At 55.1% G+C, this 16,678-nt stretch carries 16 protein-coding genes; 4 read left to right on the top strand and 12 right to left on the bottom strand.

Going from position 1 to position 16,678, the window contains the following annotated elements:
• Positions 1–139 precede the first annotated feature (139 nt).
• On the bottom strand, positions 140–1,660 hold the full coding sequence (locus tag ABSG47_RS04350) for an autotransporter outer membrane beta-barrel domain-containing protein (RefSeq protein WP_424166883.1): 1,521 nt from the start codon (positions 1,658–1,660) through the stop codon (positions 140–142).
• Between the two features lie 40 nt (positions 1,661–1,700).
• Between ABSG47_RS04350 and ABSG47_RS04345 the strand changes: the two genes are divergently transcribed.
• Together ABSG47_RS04345 and ABSG47_RS04340 are read left to right on the top strand one after the other, a co-directional pair.
• On the top strand, positions 1,701–1,967 hold the full coding sequence (locus tag ABSG47_RS04345) for a hypothetical protein (protein ID WP_424166880.1): 267 nt from the start codon (positions 1,701–1,703) through the stop codon (positions 1,965–1,967).
• A gap of 36 nt (positions 1,968–2,003) precedes the next feature.
• Positions 2,004–2,264, top strand: coding sequence for a hypothetical protein (locus ABSG47_RS04340; RefSeq protein ID WP_424166878.1), 261 nt, complete (start codon positions 2,004–2,006; stop codon positions 2,262–2,264).
• Positions 2,265–2,271: 7 nt separating this feature from the next.
• On the opposite strand, the gene ABSG47_RS04335 is transcribed toward ABSG47_RS04340, so the two are convergent.
• The 4 genes from ABSG47_RS04335 to ABSG47_RS04320 all read right to left on the bottom strand — a co-directional run bounded on the left by ABSG47_RS04335 (position 2,272) and on the right by ABSG47_RS04320 (position 7,885).
• The gene (locus ABSG47_RS04335) at positions 2,272–2,574 is read right to left on the bottom strand and encodes a hypothetical protein (protein WP_424166875.1); all 303 of its coding nucleotides are present in this window, start codon (positions 2,572–2,574) and stop codon (positions 2,272–2,274) included.
• A gap of 444 nt (positions 2,575–3,018) precedes the next feature.
• A complete protein-coding gene (locus ABSG47_RS04330; protein ID WP_424166872.1) occupies positions 3,019–3,675 on the bottom strand; it encodes a response regulator in 657 nt (218 codons plus the stop codon).
• A 69-nt stretch (positions 3,676–3,744) separates the two neighbouring features.
• Complete coding sequence (locus tag ABSG47_RS04325) at positions 3,745–4,824, bottom strand: LamG domain-containing protein (RefSeq protein WP_424166869.1); 1,080 nt, start codon at positions 4,822–4,824, stop codon at positions 3,745–3,747.
• Between the two features lie 58 nt (positions 4,825–4,882).
• Positions 4,883–7,885, bottom strand: coding sequence for a sensor histidine kinase (locus tag ABSG47_RS04320; protein WP_424166867.1), 3,003 nt, complete (start codon positions 7,883–7,885; stop codon positions 4,883–4,885).
• Between the two features lie 248 nt (positions 7,886–8,133).
• On the opposite strand from ABSG47_RS04320, the gene ABSG47_RS04315 reads away from it, so the two are divergent.
• Positions 8,134–8,499 (top strand): response regulator transcription factor, encoded by a 366-nt coding sequence (locus tag ABSG47_RS04315; RefSeq protein ID WP_424166864.1) that lies wholly within the window; start codon positions 8,134–8,136, stop codon positions 8,497–8,499.
• Positions 8,500–8,659: 160 nt separating this feature from the next.
• Here the strand turns inward: ABSG47_RS04315 and ABSG47_RS04310 are convergent, their stop codons facing one another.
• From ABSG47_RS04310 to ABSG47_RS04295, 4 genes are all read right to left on the bottom strand, one after another.
• A complete protein-coding gene (locus ABSG47_RS04310) occupies positions 8,660–8,962 on the bottom strand; it encodes a hypothetical protein (RefSeq protein WP_424166861.1) in 303 nt (100 codons plus the stop codon).
• Between the two features lie 128 nt (positions 8,963–9,090).
• Complete coding sequence (locus ABSG47_RS04305) at positions 9,091–10,269, bottom strand: serine hydrolase domain-containing protein (protein WP_424166859.1); 1,179 nt, start codon at positions 10,267–10,269, stop codon at positions 9,091–9,093.
• Between the two features lie 41 nt (positions 10,270–10,310).
• Positions 10,311–11,228: a DUF2950 family protein gene (locus ABSG47_RS04300; RefSeq protein WP_424166856.1), complete on the bottom strand. Its 918-nt coding sequence runs from the start codon at positions 11,226–11,228 to the stop codon at positions 10,311–10,313.
• Positions 11,229–11,356: 128 nt separating this feature from the next.
• Positions 11,357–12,721 (bottom strand): DUF3300 domain-containing protein, encoded by a 1,365-nt coding sequence (locus ABSG47_RS04295; protein WP_424166854.1) that lies wholly within the window; start codon positions 12,719–12,721, stop codon positions 11,357–11,359.
• Between the two features lie 233 nt (positions 12,722–12,954).
• On the opposite strand from ABSG47_RS04295, the gene gad reads away from it, so the two are divergent.
• Positions 12,955–14,367, top strand: coding sequence for a glutamate decarboxylase (gad, locus tag ABSG47_RS04290; RefSeq protein ID WP_424166851.1), 1,413 nt, complete (start codon positions 12,955–12,957; stop codon positions 14,365–14,367).
• A 35-nt stretch (positions 14,368–14,402) separates the two neighbouring features.
• On the opposite strand, the gene ABSG47_RS04285 is transcribed toward gad, so the two are convergent.
• The 3 genes from ABSG47_RS04285 to ABSG47_RS04275 all read right to left on the bottom strand — a co-directional run bounded on the left by ABSG47_RS04285 (position 14,403) and on the right by ABSG47_RS04275 (position 16,594).
• The gene (locus tag ABSG47_RS04285; protein ID WP_424166848.1) at positions 14,403–14,729 is read right to left on the bottom strand and encodes a HigA family addiction module antitoxin; all 327 of its coding nucleotides are present in this window, start codon (positions 14,727–14,729) and stop codon (positions 14,403–14,405) included.
• Positions 14,730–14,745: 16 nt separating this feature from the next.
• Positions 14,746–15,024 (bottom strand): type II toxin-antitoxin system RelE/ParE family toxin, encoded by a 279-nt coding sequence (locus tag ABSG47_RS04280; protein WP_424166846.1) that lies wholly within the window; start codon positions 15,022–15,024, stop codon positions 14,746–14,748.
• A gap of 139 nt (positions 15,025–15,163) precedes the next feature.
• On the bottom strand, positions 15,164–16,594 hold the full coding sequence (locus ABSG47_RS04275) for a glutamine synthetase family protein (protein ID WP_424166843.1): 1,431 nt from the start codon (positions 16,592–16,594) through the stop codon (positions 15,164–15,166).
• Positions 16,595–16,678: the final 84 nt, after the last annotated feature.

Raw genomic sequence — 16,678 nt, 5'->3', positions numbered from 1 at the left:
TGAGGTAGACCTCTTTTCCCGCTCTTATGAATCCAGGGTTCAATGGCTAAGACGCAGCCGGGCTAGTTGAAGCGGTTGCAGTAACTGGGTTTGTTTATGTCCGGCGGCTGTGGTGCAGCCGCCGGACTATTCTGGATTGCTATTGCTGTAGTTGCTGTATTTGTTCCATCATCACCAAGCTCATCTGCTGCCCATCCAGTTCGATTGCGAGAATTCTCTGGGCATCGATGGGATAGTAGCCGAAGCTGGATAGCGTCTGTGAATTTAGCGTGGCGTTAAGTCCGTACAGGGCGAATTGACCGGTAGAGGTATCTACCGTACCTGTGAGGGTTACGCCCGGAGTAACGATGGACGCTGAGTTATCGGCATTCTGGACGCTCATGTCTGTGTACCCCGAGAAGTTGTCAGAGGACACTGCCACAGGGCCTACTGCGCCCATAGCCGGAATCATATTGGAATTGTTGAAACCGTACGCAGCGAGCGCAAAGTTGCCTTCCACATCGCTGGGAGGGGAATTCTGCAGATAAGCCTGTCCCCACGTAACCTCTATCGGGTCCACGCCTAGTTCCAGCGCGTTTCCATTGCCATCCAGATAGAACTGGAAGACGAAGGGTAAGTTGCTGCCATTTACATCCGTGTTCACATTGACCGTAACGCGGCCTGTTGCATCCACGGTGTAATTGCCCGATGTGATCTGAGCGCCGGGATGGATGGTCAGATCGTTGAATGGGACAACTCCGGATACCGTACCGTCGGAGTTGAAGGCAAAGGCGCCAGCCATTTGAAACACTGTGCTTACGTTGCTGATGGCGTCCTCTCCGTTTGCACCCAGGATATACGTGCCTGCTGCGACGCTTGCCGCGCTGAACTTGCCGGCATTGTTTCCCTGGCCGAGAGCAGTGCCGCCAAGATCGCCCTGTAGAGAATCCGCGGTTTCCACCAGTTGAATCTGGTTCGAGCCAATGATGTATCCCGCCAGTGCGAAGGACGGAAGACCAGAGGCCGAACTCGGGTTCAGAGTGAAGACAACGCGGCCAAAGGAGTCAGGCGCGCTGACAGTGCCAGAAGCGAAGCCAAAATCTTGCGCAGGGGTTCCGCCATCGTTATAGTCGAGCACGCTGCCGCTGGTTACGATCGACGAGCCGCTGATGTTGATAACGCCGCCAATCCCAAATGTGTATTGAGGATTGTTGCCATCAAACCCACCCACGTTGAAAGCGTATCCGCCTGAAGGTGCGTCTGTGCTGGTCTGCTGATCAATGGAGCCGGTAGCGCTTGCGAACGTATCGAACTCAGAGATCAAGACACGCGTTGCGGATACAACGGTGCCGTGGATGGTTTCTATACCATTCTGGCCGAGGCTGGTGTTTCCGGTATTCAGAGCGATCTGAATATTCCCATTCACATTGCTCAGGCTTGACCCCGAAGCAGTGAGGCTGTTGGTGAAGTAATTGTTATCGTCCACCATGTCCTGCTCTCCCGCTGTGATAACGCCGCTTGCCACGGAAAATGTGCCTGCGACGTAGTAATAACCGGAGTTGTCCTGGCCTGCGAGATGAAACACATAATTGCCATCGGTAAGCAGCGGCTGCGGAGCCGTGATGCTAACGGTTTCCGAAGCGGACTTGGTTGTATCGGTAACGGATGTCGCTGTGACCATCACTGTAGCTGGTGAAGGAACAGCAGCCGGAGCAGTATAAGTGGTGGCCGTACCACTAGCTGTTGAAGTTGGATTGAAGCTGCCGCACAGGGAGCTTCCGCATGTCACGGACCAGGTAACACCAGCATTCGCGCTGTCATTACTCACATTAGCCGTCAATAGCGCGGTAGCGCCGACAGTAATCGAGGTGGGCGGAGCGCTCAGTGCTACGGAGATGGGTGCATTTGCAGGTGAAATCGAGATTGTCGCTGTCGCAGACTTGGTGGAGTCCGAGACCGAGGTTGCAGTGATTATCACGCTGGTCTGACTGGCAACCGACGCAGGCGCGGAATACTTAGTTGCTGTGCCGCTGGCGGTGCTGGCGGCAGAAACGCTTCCACATGCGGAGAGGGAGCAACTTACAGACCACTTTACTCCCGCATTGGCGCTGTCATTGCTGACGACCGCTGTCACGTTGATGGATGATCCCGCATCGATCGACGACGGTGGCGCCGGGCTGATGCTAACCGAAATCGCTTGCGGGGTCGGCGGATTAGACGATGAGCCGCCGCAGCCGACAACCGTGACCGCGAGAGCAAATGCAGCAAGAAGGCTGGAAATATGACGCAATTTCACTTTGTACCCCCATAGAGAGCGCCGCTGGTTGAGGCATTGCGTGCGCGAGATGGTGTGTGAGCAAGAAATCCGTTTTTGTTGCGGATCGTGATCTGGTTGCCATCCACGGTGAGAACATAGGCCACCAGGTATTCCTGGCCGCCAGTTGTCTGCATCGTTCCCGATACCTGAACTGACTTGCCAGAAGAGAGGTTTTGCTGGAGACTGCGGCTGATATTCGGGCCGAGGTTCGCTGTGAATGTTCCTTGCGGACCATCTACGACAAGCTGATTGCCAGTCGACTTGCCAGTGGTCTGCATAGTCGTTAACTGCCGGACAGTCCCTGTCATCGTGATCTGAGGAAACTGGTATGTTGATGTAGCTGAAACAGGCCGAACCGATGCGGTCTGCCCGTTCATGGTGAGCGTGAGAATAAACAGCCAGGCAGGAACCAGGAAAAAATACAGAGCGATTCCTCTGTTCCTGATCCGTCCAGCGACGGTGCAATTAGGTATGTGCATAATGTCCTCTGTCTAGGTTCAAAACCAGAATTTGGCCATGGTGGGGCAATTGCCCGGTGAGCATCAGCTCGCCGCCGCTTCGTTTTACAAACTTTGTGCAATTTGAGAGCAGTTGCCGTGTGCCGGCCTGTTCTCCTTGATCCAAGAGTATGAAGTCTCAAGGAAAACCAAAATAGAGGACACTACACGAAGACCCGTGTGCTTCCACATAGGTCGTAACAAGAGGGAATTGTGCGAGGGGGCTTAAAGAATGGTTTTGTTTTGCAGAGCGAATCGAAGGAGCGCATTTGCGCCTTCGCCATCAAGCTCAAGCTTGCGACAGATATTGGTTCGGTGGTTCTCAACGGTCCGATAGTGAATGGAGAGCTCGTCTCCAATCTCTTTGCTGGTTTTGCCGGTGCTTATTAAGCGAAGAATGCGGCGTTCCGTTGGCGTAAGGTGAACTCCATCCATCGAGTTCGTGTTCTGTGCTGCAGCCGCCGGCTTGTGCAGCAAATCCATCGTCATTGCGGAGCTGAGATACGGCTTTCCGGAAGCTACTGCATGAATGCCGGCTACAACTTCCTGCACAGCGCTGTCTTTCAGAATGTATCCCTTGCCTCCAAGGTCAATTGCATCCTGGAAGAGATCTCTGCTTGCATGAAATGTAAGGAAAATCACCTCAGTCTTCAATCCGCGCTTGAAAATCTCCCGCGCAACCTTCAGACCGTCAAGCTTCGGCATTTCGATATCAAGCAGTGCAACATTTGGCCGGAGCTCTTCGATAAGTGACAATGCCATTTCACCGTCTGATGCCTCCCCAACCACCTTCAGCGTCGCATCCTCTTCAATGCTCATACGCAGGCCCTTTCGCATGAGGGGGTGATCGTCGGCGATAAGAACCCGGATGACTGCTGCCATGGTCGCCTCTTACGAAAGATTCACCCTATTATCTCCCGATCTCCAGCGCATCACAAAGTCTTTCTGTAGTCAATTCGCTTTCGGCGCCGGAACAAAGCTGAAGCTCTCGATGATTGCCTCCTCGGGCTGGCCTGAAAGCCCCTCGGAATGATGAAAATCGTAGAGATCCATGTGTACTTTTTCGTTCGCCGGAGTCGGCACTCCTGACTGAAAAACATGTTCATAAACCGGCTTTGCCTGGCCGGCCGCCTCGCCGGTGAACGCACTGAAGGACGCTTTGCCCGGTGCCCATTGAAAAACGTACGTCTCAACTCCAGCAGGTGTGCTGAAGCGGGATTGATTATCCGGGCCGTAGAAAGGCTGCACAACAAATTGCGCGTTTAAATTGTCTGCTTTTCCCCACTTGCTCAACTCAATGTCCACTTCATTGCGGAAATTTGTCGAGTGTGCATCATCCCAGGTAAACATTCCCAGCACAGCAGATGGCCGCAGGTGAGCGGAATCCTGTACTACAAACTTGTACGTGCCATATCCCAGGCTCTTCTGCAGACTCACTTCCGCGCAGGCCCAGCGGCCATTGCGGTAGTCCATGCGAAGGTGGAGATAGCCTTTGATGTCAGTCCAGGCATTTGCCGAATCATAAGCATAAGGCTGGCCGCCGTGGTCACTCATTCCTGTCTGGACAGTCCAGTCATACCCGCTGAATTGAATGCCTGGAGGCGTGTCAGCCGCAGTTGCACTGCCTTTCATGACAGCGACCGCCAGAACGCCATCGCCTTCGGCTGGCAATGTAATGGCCTTCGAGGCCGGCTTATAGCCGGGCTCAACCAGCAGCGCGGCATATTCGGTTCCGAGATGTGTGAGATTTTTCCAGTGGGAGTCTGCCGGAACCTTGGTGTATGGCTGATCCGTGAGCGGCTGAAGCCACCACACGCCGCTTCGCGCATACAGGACCACCTGGTCGCCAGTTTTGGCATTGGTGACGTTTCCTGCTATCGGCTCCATCTGCGATGGCCCACCCGTAGCTGCCGTCGGCACCTGCGTAATTGCAATCGCAGGCTTAGCCTGTGATTTGCAGCCAGCCAACAGCAGCCCTACGGTCATCGGGAAATACGTCAGTAGATTCAAATTGCGAATCCCGATCTTCACAGGTTTCCTCCTTAATTCAACTGCACTTGCCGCAATAGTGCTACGCCGAAGTCATCTTTCATCTGTTGTCAATCGGGATCTCGACCGTCATTGTCGTTCCTTGCGTCGGGGCCGATCGAAAACGGAACACGCCTCCAAGCGAATGCGCCCGCTCTGCCATTCCGGTCAATCCGAATCCACTCTTTCCGCCTTTTGAAGGGTGATTTGTCGGCATAAAGCCAACGCCATTATCGCGAACTGTCAGCACGATTCGCTCGTCGTTACGTATGATCCGGATCGTTACCTCGGTAGCCTGCGAATGCTTCATGACGTTATTCAAAGACTCCTGCACAATTCGATAGAAGTTGATCCGCAGATTCTCAGGCAATGCATCGTCAATGTTATCGAGATCGCATTCGATAGGAATTCTAGAAGCCGAAGAGACTGTACGCCCCACAATTTCTATCGCCTTGGTCAAACCAAGACGATCCAGCTGAAACGGCCGCAGGTTGTACGAAATCTCGCGGGTTTCCTGGATAGCGAGCGATGTTTCCCCGCTGATCTCCTGCATCGTTTCCTGGCTGGGCGCGATACCTTTGTTTTGTTTTCCCAGCACTAACTTCAGCAGATTATTGATCACCAGCAATCTCTGACCGAGGCTATCGTGCAGTTCGGATGCAATTCTCTGCCGTTCGCTTTCCTGTGAAGCGATGAGCTGCTGTGAAAAAGCCTTCTGTAGAGCCTGCGTATGCTTAAGCTGCGATATGCGATAGTAAACCGCAAGCGCGATCAATGCAGCGATAAACAGCGCCACAATGGCGATGAACCACCATGTCCTGTAAAACGGCGCCTGCACCGTAATCGTCAGGCTTTGGCCATCGGTATTCCACACGCCGTCGCTATTAGCGGCAATCACGTGAAACGTGTATGTCCCCGGCGGAAGGTGCGAATAGTACGCGGTGCGCCGGGCCCCAGCATCTATCCAGTTGGAATCGAGCCCGTCGAGTTTGTATCGAAAGCGAATCTGCTCCGAACGAACAAAGCTGAGAGCCGTATATTCGATCTCAAGATTTTCTTTACCCGGAGGTATGCGTAAGACATTCTGGATGTTCGCCGGAACCCTTTCAACTAACGCGGATTCAATCATCACCGGCGGCGATTGGTGATTGATCCAGACAGTGCCAGGATCAATCACGGCAACGCCATCCTGCGTCGGAAACCACAGTTTGCCGTCCTTGGTCTTAATGCCGGCAGGAGCCATACCTCCGTTGCATTCCTCATTCAACATGCCATCGGCCTTGCCGTAGGCCACGGAAGTAATGGATGTCTGTCGGCCATTCGCCACAGCATTCAGGTCGTTCTTGCTTACGCGATAGATTCCTCTGTTGCTGCTCATCCAGAGGTTCCCTCTGCCATCTTCAAGAACCTGGAATACCCCGTTGTTGAAGAGGCCGTTGTGTTCTGAGTAGCGGGTGAATTGCCCGTTCTTGAAACGTCCCAGACCGCCATCATAGGTGCCAATCCAGAGAACGCCGTCCGCATCCTCATATAAGGACCGGATGTTGTCGCTCGGCAGTCCGTCGCGTTCTGTCCAATGCGTGAATTGGCTGCCGTGAATCCGCGTGAGGCCGCCGAAGCCTCCGACCCATAAGTCTCCTGACGCGCTCTCGATGATGATCTTTACGTCATTGCTTGCCAGGCCATCCTGCTCGGTGATGATGCGGCTCTGGCCATTCCTGTAAGCAACAAGACCATTTGTCGTGCCGAGCCATAAGGTTCCGCCGCGATCCTGCAGAATGGCGTGGACCACCGAATGCTCAGGCAGAAAGACATCGGGCGTGTGAAATGTTTCATTGCGAAAGACAGCTAAGTCACCATGCGTGCCAACCCAGAGGTTGCCATCGCGGTCTCCGCCCAGCGCACTCACCAGTGGAGCAGGCAATCCTTGTGCAACCGAGTAATTGGTGAACCGCCCATCACGGAAGCTGCTGAGCCCAAGATTCCATGCGCCGATCCATATCGTTCCGGATTTGTCCTGATAGATAGGGTAAGCACCCTTGTCAATCAATCCCTGGGCCTTTGAATAGACAGTGATTGTTTCTTCCCGTAGTTGATAAAGTCCGTCACCCTCCGTACCAATCCATACGTTGCCCTCTTTATCTTCAAAAACGCGGGTCATAGGAATAATGGCAATGTGCCCGGAAGATTGGACTTCCAGTTGACGTGACAGTCGGCCGCTTATTCTGATCGTCCACTGCCTTCCATTGGAGTCGACGTAAGGAGTCGTCTGAGGATGTTTGGTATCAACTGGCTTAACTGTCTGTGAACCCGGGGGAATGATCCCTTGGCGTCCATCTGCTGCTTCGAGCCATAGGCCGCCGCCTTGATCCCTGCCAACACCCCAGAGCGGTTTTTCCGAAAGCCAGGCAGGCAGTGGATAGCTGGTAAACCTTCCATCGATGAAAAGATGTAACCCCGTGCTATCCTGGGCCCAAAATCCGGCGCTGTCCCATACAAGAGGTTGATAGCGTACCTTGGCATCTGCGGGCGTAACATCCATAAAATCAGATGTCTGCGGATTGAATCGCAGGATCGAATCTTCCGACAAAACCCATATTCCCCCAGCGGAGGCACGGAGAACCGCGCGGACACTGCCCGCCGGAATGCCGTCTTCCGGCCCAAACGAGTGGAATGTTCCGCCGTGATAGCGCGTCAGTCCTCCGCTTTCAGTGCTCAGCCACAGATCGCCACTCCGATCCTGCACCATTCTGCTGAACCGGTTGGAAGCAATGCCAGTTGCATTGCTCTTGTTGAAGGTAGTAAACCGCACGCCATCGAAGCGCGCCAAGCCGTCCAGTGTGGCAATCCAGAGATAACCATCCGGTGTTTGAGCAATTCCGCGAATGACATTTTGAGGAAGACCATTTTCCACAGTCCAGGTTTTCAGGTGATATTCCGCGGCAGAAGCTGCGGCGGGCCATCCTGCCAAAAACAGGCAGGCCATGACTGCGCATAGCCAGCCGCCGGAGAGCCTGCGAGCCAGCCTGTAAAGCAGTTGATCTGGATTTCGGGCCGAAATCATACGAGCCAACATATCACTGAAGATTTACCGGACAATTGTCTGAACCGAAAGCATGGTCTGAGGTTAGGCTTTGATTATAAGAGGTTTGCCGGGAACCCATGTGGTACCACACGGGTCTGTATGTAGCATCCTCTATTTTCCAGGACGTATGGTTTCGTTAACCTTGAGAAGGATCGATGGCCTTTCGCTGCGTGCTAGCTTACCTGGGTGCTGCACTGGAAGTTCCAGAACGGACGAAATAGAACGACATGAAGATATTGATTGTGGATGATAATGCTGGAATCCGACGTGTACTGCGGCGATCTCTGGCGGACATGGCGAGCGAGATCCAGGAGTGTACCGACGGTTGGGATGCTTTGGGGGCCTATGAAAAGCACCGGCCGGATGTTGTTCTGATGGACGTTCGCATGACCAGGATGGATGGACTGACCGCGACTCGGCAGATCCGCAGCTCCTACCCCACGGCGCGAATTATATTAGTCACCGACTACGATGACGACGATCTGCGCGCGGCGGCCGTGAAGGCCGGAGCGTGCAATTATGTTTTGAAAGAAGAGCTCGCAAGCCTGTCTGAGATTGTCGCCACTTGCATGCGAAACGAAGGCCTGAATTAAAGTCTGACCTGACATTATTCAGAATTTGGAGCAAACCAGCGCCACATAAATATCCGTAAGCATTTCCGCCCGAGAGCATTGGGCACATTTTTCGCTGCAAAAGGCAATCGCCGCATCCAAGGATGCGGCGATTGCCTTTGCTGCGGATGCATTCAGCAGATCAAGGCTCTCGTACCGCGCGAAACTCTCCTACTCTTCCCATCACGTGAACCTTTCCAGTGATCGTGTCGCCGTCCACACGGCCGCGGAACACCACCGGATGATTCGTGTTGCTTCGAATCTCGATATGGTGCACGTTAATGCCCCCGTTGATGGAACCGGACTGATTCGGCCCTTTGAATTTGCCGGTCAGCACGGTGCCATCTTGCTTGATAGTGAGGTGATCGGTATGAACTACGCCAGTTTCACCGAGCGTAGAGACGGTCCACTTACCAGCAACGTTGTCCGGAGCCTGGTTTGACATCTCCTGCTGTGCTGACAAGCTTACGCAGGCAAGCAATGAGCATAGGAGAAGTTGAATCGATTTACGTTGTATGTGTGTCATGATGCATTCCTTTCTGAAATGTGAGCTGCGTCCGAAGGCGCTGCTGCTTACGAATCCCACTGCGGCATCTGGGAAACCATGTCCCAGACCATCTTGTCCAGAGCGCTGGTCATGGTGTCTGCGGGCAGACTGCGGGTGCTCGTGATTGCAGACCAGCACATGCTGTCCGGCCTTCTGACAATGACCGAAGTTGAACCCGGCAGCGTACCGTAGTGAAACCACAGCCCTTTTCCGTTCTCGGCCACCATCCAGCCTCGCGCGTATCTTGCAGGCGAGTTTTGCGGATAAGCCGCGACCGGTGTGGTCATCAGCATGATCGTCTCGGGCCTCAGCAAACTCGGAATCGTAGGCGTGCCTGCCACATGTGTGAGAAAGCGCGCCATGTCCGATGGAGAGGCGATCCATCCCGCCGCGGAGTCCATACGACTCACGTTGATGCTGTATGGCTTCTCGTTGAACTGACCCAGGTACTCGGCTTCATTAGGATCGCGCTCCTTCAGCGAGTTAGCGGCAATGTGCATGGCGGTAATGCCGCACGGAGCAAGCACGGTCTGCTTAACGTAGTCCTGGTACGACATTCCAGAGACCTTCTCGATGATGCGGCCAAGAAGAAAGTACCCAAAGTTGGAATACGCCCATTTTGTGCCGGGAGCCGAAGTCAAGGCAGAATCCTCGATCGTCGAGGAGATCAACTTCTCAGCGTCCCAGCCATTGTTGTGCATCATCGGGTCGGTTGCGTCGCTCGGCCATCCGCCGCAGGTATGAGTCAGCAGATGATCCACTGTAATGTCGGTGACATACTGCTTGTACTCTTTCTTCTTGTAAGCATCGCCAAGAATTCCATTCGGCCCAAACACCTTGTCTGCAAGACTCATCTTGCCTTTCTCAATCAAGGTAAAGATGGCCACAGACGTAATGGGCATCGATGCCGTTCCAATGCGAAAAAGCGTCCCGCTGGTTGTCTGCTCAAAGCCCTTCGGATAGGCCATACCAAAAGGCCGCTCATACACAAAGCGGCTATTGCGCACTATGGCAACGGACAGTGCCGGTGCAAAGTACTGCTGCATGAACTGCTGGCCAATGGCCACCATTTCCTTGTGGGCTTCCTGATGGGGGTGTCCGTTCTGTCCCATGCCGGCTTCGGCCAGCGCATGGAGCCGTGGCGCAAGAGATAGCGCAAAGCCGGCGCCGAGTATTTCTTGAATTGCCGTACGTCGATTCATCATGACTCGTTCCTATCTGTCTTTCGCTTGCGGCTCAATGCCTCTTACTGGTCGGCTCGCGCCCAGCCATCCCCAGGTTTGTAGCTGCTGATGGAAGCAGCGATCTCTCGTGTGTCCTTGCCCAGGTCTTTCTGATAGACCACGCCATCCTTCCCGGCGATGAAGGTCATAATGCCGGAGTTGTCGTACTCAACCGGAGCTGCAACTACGACAAATTCGCTTTTTGCTTTTTCCGCATCAGATTGGCTCTGATCGTTACTCTGCGTTTTATTCGGCGCTACTGTGAAAATGCGAAATTCGTAGCCATCGAAAATCGGCGCGGCGCCCGAGGGTGTTGAATGAATGACATCCTGGGCAAATTCATTCAGGCGCCCAAGCGGGCTCGAAGGCTTGTCGTGTGGCACCTCCCAATAGAGGCCGTTCTGCTTGCCGGCCGTGCTCAGAATCAAAGTGGTATATTGCCCCGCAGGGTTGCCATCATGCGCCTGCCGGCGATACAGCTCCTCAGCTCCAGCCATCGCATTCGCCGCGTCGATGCCGAGCAGTTCGTTCTCGCCGATGCGCCGCGCAAGGATCTCATCCTTTCCTTTTTCCGTGTCAAAGCGCCACCGTCCCTGGCCATCGCTCACAAGAGGAATCGGGAAAGGATAGTTGTCCGCTCCTATAAAGAGAATCTCGCTGCCATCGGTCATTGCTGCCCAGCGATTCATCTGCTGATACTTCGCGGCGAAATCGGCCAGCGCACCCTGATCTTCCTTGGCGTCTCCGGAGCTGAGAATCTGCTTCGAGTCCGGCCCAAGCACGCGTAGCAGTTCCGCATCATCGTTACCCTTCGCGGCCTTGGCAAGAACTTCACCAGCCTCTTCCGGCGTGGCAAAGGAGCTGACCTGTGCCGCTTTGCCTTCAGAATGCTTGCTTCGGCAGCCAAGCATGAGGCCAACTTCGAGCAATGGCACGGTCATCGCGATGCATAAGATCCAATTCAGTGCGCGTTGTGATTTCAGTTTCATTTTTTAACTCCGTCTGGCTTCGCGTTGCGTATTTGCGCAAGATAGCCTTGCAATGTTTGTTCCGCTGCTATCGGATAGCTTTAGCGTCTGCCCCCGCCAAAGCCGCGTCCACCACCACCAGAGCCGCGTCCTCCGCCGAACCCGCCCATGCTGGAGCGGCCTCGCATGCCGGCAGCCCGATCGTTCATCCCGGAGCCGCTCATATACGAACGTTGGCGATTCATGCCGAGCCCATTCGAATTGCGGTTTCCGTTGAAGCCACCACCTTGAGGCTGAAATCCACCGGAACCGGACGGGCGGCCGCCATTTGCAGAACCGCCTTGAGGTTGGTAACCACCGCCATTGGGGTGAAATCCATTGCCTCCGCCGCCTTGCGGGCTGCCGCCACCTGGCCCTGAAGGCCGATATCCACCGCCGCCACCGGGACCATTGGGCTGCCCACCGCCGCCATTCGGAGCAGAGGGATGGTATCCACCGCCGCCAGGACCGTAAGGCTGCCCACCACCGCCAGGACCACTGGGCCCCATCGGGTGATAGCCACCGCCGCCAGGACCAAATCCACCACCGCCAGGCCCATTCGGCCCATAAGGTCCATGTGGTCCCCACCCAGGTCCCCACGGATGATAGTTGTTGTAGGTGTTGTTATTGATCCAGACAGTGTTGTTGTAGAACACACCCCCGCCACCCCAGTTGCAGTTCCATGCGCCCCAACCACCCCAGCCGCCGCCCCACCCCACATTCACTGTGATTCCCGGTCCCCAGGCAAGCACCGGCGAAGCCAACACCACAGGCGGCGTGTAATACGGCACCACGATAGGCGCTCCATAAACCAGCGCCGGATTATATTGCGGCACATAAATGGTCTGCGCGCTCGCAGGCTGAATCACAATCGTCGAGGGATTCTGCTGCACGACCTTTACCTGTGACGTGGACGTGAGATTTCCTGCGGCCTGTGCCTTGGCGCGCATTCTCTGCACGGCGTGCATCACATCCGATTGCTGATGGCTGAAGGCTTCTCCCAGACTCGATGTCCACGGCAGATTGCTATCAAGATTTGCCAGCACAGAAGGGAACTGCGTGAGAGCTTTGGTGCTCGGATTCCACGGCTGCTCGTCAATCGCAGACACCAGCATCGATCCGCTCAGCGTATTGTTCTGCTTCATCCACTGCTCGGCCGTCGCCACCTCTTCCGGGTTCGTCGCCGCCGCCAGAATCTGGGCCACCAGGGAATCGGGATAAAGAGCAATCGGCGCAACCAGCGCATCAAGCTTGTCTTTGCTCAGCGGCGCTGCGGTCGGCGCGGATGTAGCCGCCGGTGTCGCCGAAGGCGCGCCTGAACTCGTTTGAGACACGGCTGCCTGCGCTATGCCCGTCAGGGCAAGAAGAGCGATCAGGCTTGAGCGCGATGCATGCGTGAAAGACGATTTGGTTCCCTTGAGCATCATGGTTTCTCCCGTTCCAACCCCTGTAATTCCGGGCTGCGGACCGCTCTTTCATGTAGGAATGAGTATGTCCAAGACGAGAGTATGCGACTTCCACCTTGCATCCAATAGAGGGCGCTACACAACCATCCGTGTAGTTCCACACAGGTGCTGGCCACTTATCTTGTGAAGATTCGCAAAGTATTGACGCGTTGAGTGCGGTCTTGCAGATAGGATGAATTTTCTGGAGGTTGCACATGTCCACAGAGCCGGAAATCGTTGGTCAGTCCCCAACTCACCCCGCGCGGAAACACTACAGTCTTGATTCGATTCGTCCCATGTATGCGCGCCATGCGCTATTGGGGCCGGCCCCGCTGCACGCCATTCCGGAGCACAGCATGGCGCCGAGCACGGCCTACCATCTGATTCATGACGAGCTGATCATGGATGGCAGCTCGCGTTTTAATCTGGCTACCTTCTGCAGCACGTGGATGGAGCCGGAAGCGCACAAGCTCATGTCCGAAACATTCGACAAGAACATGATCGACAAGGATGAGTATCCGCAGACCGCGGAGCTGGAGATGCGCTGCGTACACATGCTGGCCGATCTGTGGAACGCGCCCGACCCGCGCCGCACGATTGGCACATCCACCATCGGCTCAAGCGAAGCATGCATGCTCGGCGGGCTGGCGTTGAAGTGGGCCTGGCGAGAAAAGATGCGCAAGCTGGGCAAGCCAACCGACAAGCCGAATCTCGTCATGGGATCGAACACACAGGTCTGCTGGCACAAGTTTGCGCGTTACTGGGATGTAGAACCGCGCGAAGTGCCGCTCGAACACGGAGAGGTGGTAACAAATCCTAAAAAAGCTGCTGCGGTCTGCGATGAGAACACAATCGGAGTAGTCTCCGTGCTGGGAAGCACCTTCACCGGCCACTACGAGGATGTACCCGCGTTAAGCGAAGCGTTGGATCAGCTTCAGCAGAGCACCGGCCTCGACATTCCCATTCATGTCGACGGCGCAAGCGGCGGCTTCGTCGCGCCATTTCTGCAGCCGGAGTTGCAGTGGGATTTTCGCCTGCCGCGTGTGAAATCTATCAATACTTCTGGACATAAATATGGTCTTGTCTATCCCGGCGTGGGCTGGATCATCTGGCGTACAACGGAAGATCTCGATCCGGCTCTGGTCTTCAACGTGGATTATCTCGGCGGACAGATGCCGACGCTGGCTATCAATTTTTCACGCCCCGCAAGCCAGATCGTCGCCCAGTATTACAACCTGATTCGCCTTGGACGTGCCGGGTATCGCGCCGTTCATGAAGCCTGCCGCGAAGTAGCAGCGGAGCTCGCGCACAAGATTGGCAAACTCGGACCATTTGATGTTCTTTCAACCGGACATGATTTGCCTGTCGTTGCATGGAAGCTGAAGGAACCCACAAACTGGTCCCTCTACGATCTGTCAGACCGCCTGCGCGACCGCGGCTGGCAGGTTCCAAGCTATCGCCTGCCGGCTAATCGCGAATATGTAATCGTGCAGCGCGCGGTAATCCGCAACGGTTTCACGCATGATTTGGCAGCCATGCTCATACGCGATATCGAACGACATATCCACTGGTTCGCTTCGCAGCCCGGCTTCAAAGCATCTGAAAATGGAGCGGGGTTTCATCACTAGACTGTGATTGCGTCCGGGCCGGCCTGCTCCGCTTGTCAGGCAGCGGAGTAGGCCTCTACTTCGCGCTCAATGGTCTTGCCAAGCTCAAGGCGGGCCTTCGAGAGGTCGTGCATCTGCTGGAGATTCAGCCAGAACTCAGGACTGGTGCCGAAGAAGCGCGCAAGTCGCAGCGCTGTGTCCGGCGAGATGCCGCGGCGGCCATGCACAATGTCGCCGATGCGCGTAGCGGGCACGCGAATCTTCATCGCCAGCGCATTCTGCGAGAGGCTGAGCGGAGCAAGAAACTCTTGCTGCAGCATTTCACCGGGATGCGTGGTAACTCGGTTCAGCTTCCACCCCGATGTTGGTCTCTTGATGGTCATAATCACTCCGTTCCGGCTAGTGGTAATCCGTAATCTCGACTTCGTGTGCGCCGTCTTCCACCCAAATGAAGCAAATCCGATACTGATTGTTGACTCGAATGCTGTACTGGCCGGGTCTATCGCCTTTCAGAGCTTCCAGACGATTCCCCGGCGGCATCCTTAGATCATTTAGAGCCGTTGCGGCCTCCATTTGATCAAGCTTGCGGAGAGCCACGGACTGAATTGCAGCCCATCGTCTATTGGATCGGGCTTCAAAAAGCGCTTGCGTGTCTGCGTCCCGGAAGCTTTGGATCATGAAATAAGGATATTGCGAATACCGTTATATGTAAAGCATTATATGTTTTCCGTATTATAATGATTCTTTCATTCTGTCATGAAACAAATCGGCGCGGCCTTGTAGGCCGCGCCGATCGCGTTTCTCACCAAGCTATCGTCTAAAACAAGTTCCAAAGCGACTGGTTATAAACCTCATGGTGGTACTGCACCTCGGGTCCCTTCACGAACGTACCGAGAGCCTTGGGGCAGCGATCCGCTGCAGACTGCTTCAGTTCCGTAAAGCGGCCCTGCACATCGGCTCCAAGAATCTCCGCAATCCACTTGGATTTCTTGAAGTCCTCAATGGCCTGCTGTACGTTATCGGGCAGATAGCGGCTGGCCTGGCGCAGGTTCTTGATCTCCGCCTTGGTGCCGTCAATGCCGGTCTTGAAGATGGAGTAGAGCGCAAGGTACGGGTTCGCATCCGGAGCCACTGAGCGAACTTCCACGCGCATCGACTTCGAGTTGCCGATCGGCACGCGCACCATGGAGCCACGATCCGTGGCGGAAGCCTTGATCTGGTTCGGCGCTTCAAAGTGCGGGTCCAGGCGGCGATAAGCATTCACACTGGGGTTTAGGATGAGGCAGATATCAAGCGCGCGCGACAGAATGCGGTCGATAAAATCCCAGCCGAACTCCGAGAGCTTCTCCTGGCCGTGCTCGTCCCACATCAGGTTGGTCTTGTTGTGCGAGACCGAAAGATTCGTATGCATACCGGAGCCGTTTACGCCCACAACAGGCTTGGGCAGAAAGCTCGCCGTGTAGCCCATGTTGGTGGCAATCTGGCGCGTCAGCAGCTTGTAGAGCTGAATCTGATCCGCAGCCGCAACCACTTCGCCGTAGCCGTAGTTGATCTCAAACTGGCTGGGCGCAACCTCGGGGTGGTCTTTCTCGTTCTGGAAGCCCATGGAGCGCTGTACTTCAGCAGCGGTATCAATGAACTGGCGCAGCGGATCAAGCGGAAGCGAGTGGTAATAGCCACCCGAATTCACATAATCGAATCTGCCCGTCGTGTGAAAGTTCTTTTCCGCATCCTTGCCCGCGAACAGGAAGCCTTCAATCTCGTTCGCCGCATTCAGCGTGTAGCCCTTTTCGGCGTACAGCTTGTCGGAGTACGCCTTGAGCACACCGCGCAGATCGCCAGAGTAGGGCGTGCCATCCTTGTCGATGACAATGCCGAAGACCAGCACCTTGCCCGTGCCGAACACGTCCGCCGGAACCCAGTAAAACGCGCTCCAGTCAATGCCGAGCCGCAGATCGCTTTCCTTTTGCGCAGTAAAGCCGCGGATCGATGAGCCGTCGAAGGTCAGGTTCTCATAGCTGCTCAGCAGGAACTTCTTGTCGTAATCGAGCAGATGCAAGCGGCCTTCGAGATCGGAGAAGAGAACCGTCACGGCCTTGATGCGCTTTTCTTCGGCCAGATACTTGAGACGCTTCTCGCGGATTTCGTCAATAGAGACGCGGTTGATGCGATCGGCCTTGGCTGTCAGGTTCAGTTCTTCCAGCTCGTCATAGGGAAGAGCCAGAAAATTGCGGTACTCAATGGACATGAATCTCCTTCAGGTGCGGAATAAAGGTTTGCGAACAGATCAGTCTAGGGTTCGGCTCATAAGGATCACATGAAAATATTCGCA

This window comes from Occallatibacter sp., from assembly GCF_049510455.1.
Lineage (GTDB): Bacteria > Acidobacteriota > Terriglobia > Terriglobales > Acidobacteriaceae > Telmatobacter.
This window is presented reverse-complemented; position numbering and strand designations above follow the sequence as displayed.

Bases quoted from the DNA above. Each gene is read 5' to 3' on its own strand.
- ABSG47_RS04315 (WP_424166864.1), top strand. From the start codon at position 8,134: ATGAAGATATTGATTGTGGATGATAATGCTGGAATCCGACGTGTACTG.
- ABSG47_RS04295 (WP_424166854.1), bottom strand. From the start codon at position 12,721: ATGATGCTCAAGGGAACCAAATCGTCTTTCACGCATGCATCGCGCTCA.
- ABSG47_RS04280 (WP_424166846.1), bottom strand. From the start codon at position 15,024: ATGATCCAAAGCTTCCGGGACGCAGACACGCAAGCGCTTTTTGAAGCC.
- ABSG47_RS04285 (WP_424166848.1), bottom strand. From the start codon at position 14,729: ATGACCATCAAGAGACCAACATCGGGGTGGAAGCTGAACCGAGTTACC.
- ABSG47_RS04350 (WP_424166883.1), bottom strand. From the start codon at position 1,660: ATGGTCACAGCGACATCCGTTACCGATACAACCAAGTCCGCTTCGGAA.
- ABSG47_RS04320 (WP_424166867.1), bottom strand. From the start codon at position 7,885: ATGATTTCGGCCCGAAATCCAGATCAACTGCTTTACAGGCTGGCTCGC.
- ABSG47_RS04305 (WP_424166859.1), bottom strand. From the start codon at position 10,269: ATGATGAATCGACGTACGGCAATTCAAGAAATACTCGGCGCCGGCTTT.
- ABSG47_RS04330 (WP_424166872.1), bottom strand. From the start codon at position 3,675: ATGGCAGCAGTCATCCGGGTTCTTATCGCCGACGATCACCCCCTCATG.
- ABSG47_RS04275 (WP_424166843.1), bottom strand. From the start codon at position 16,594: ATGTCCATTGAGTACCGCAATTTTCTGGCTCTTCCCTATGACGAGCTG.
- ABSG47_RS04310 (WP_424166861.1), bottom strand. From the start codon at position 8,962: ATGTCAAACCAGGCTCCGGACAACGTTGCTGGTAAGTGGACCGTCTCT.
- ABSG47_RS04335 (WP_424166875.1), bottom strand. From the start codon at position 2,574: ATGCAGACCACTGGCAAGTCGACTGGCAATCAGCTTGTCGTAGATGGT.
- gad (WP_424166851.1), top strand. From the start codon at position 12,955: ATGTCCACAGAGCCGGAAATCGTTGGTCAGTCCCCAACTCACCCCGCG.
- ABSG47_RS04300 (WP_424166856.1), bottom strand. From the start codon at position 11,228: ATGACCGTGCCATTGCTCGAAGTTGGCCTCATGCTTGGCTGCCGAAGC.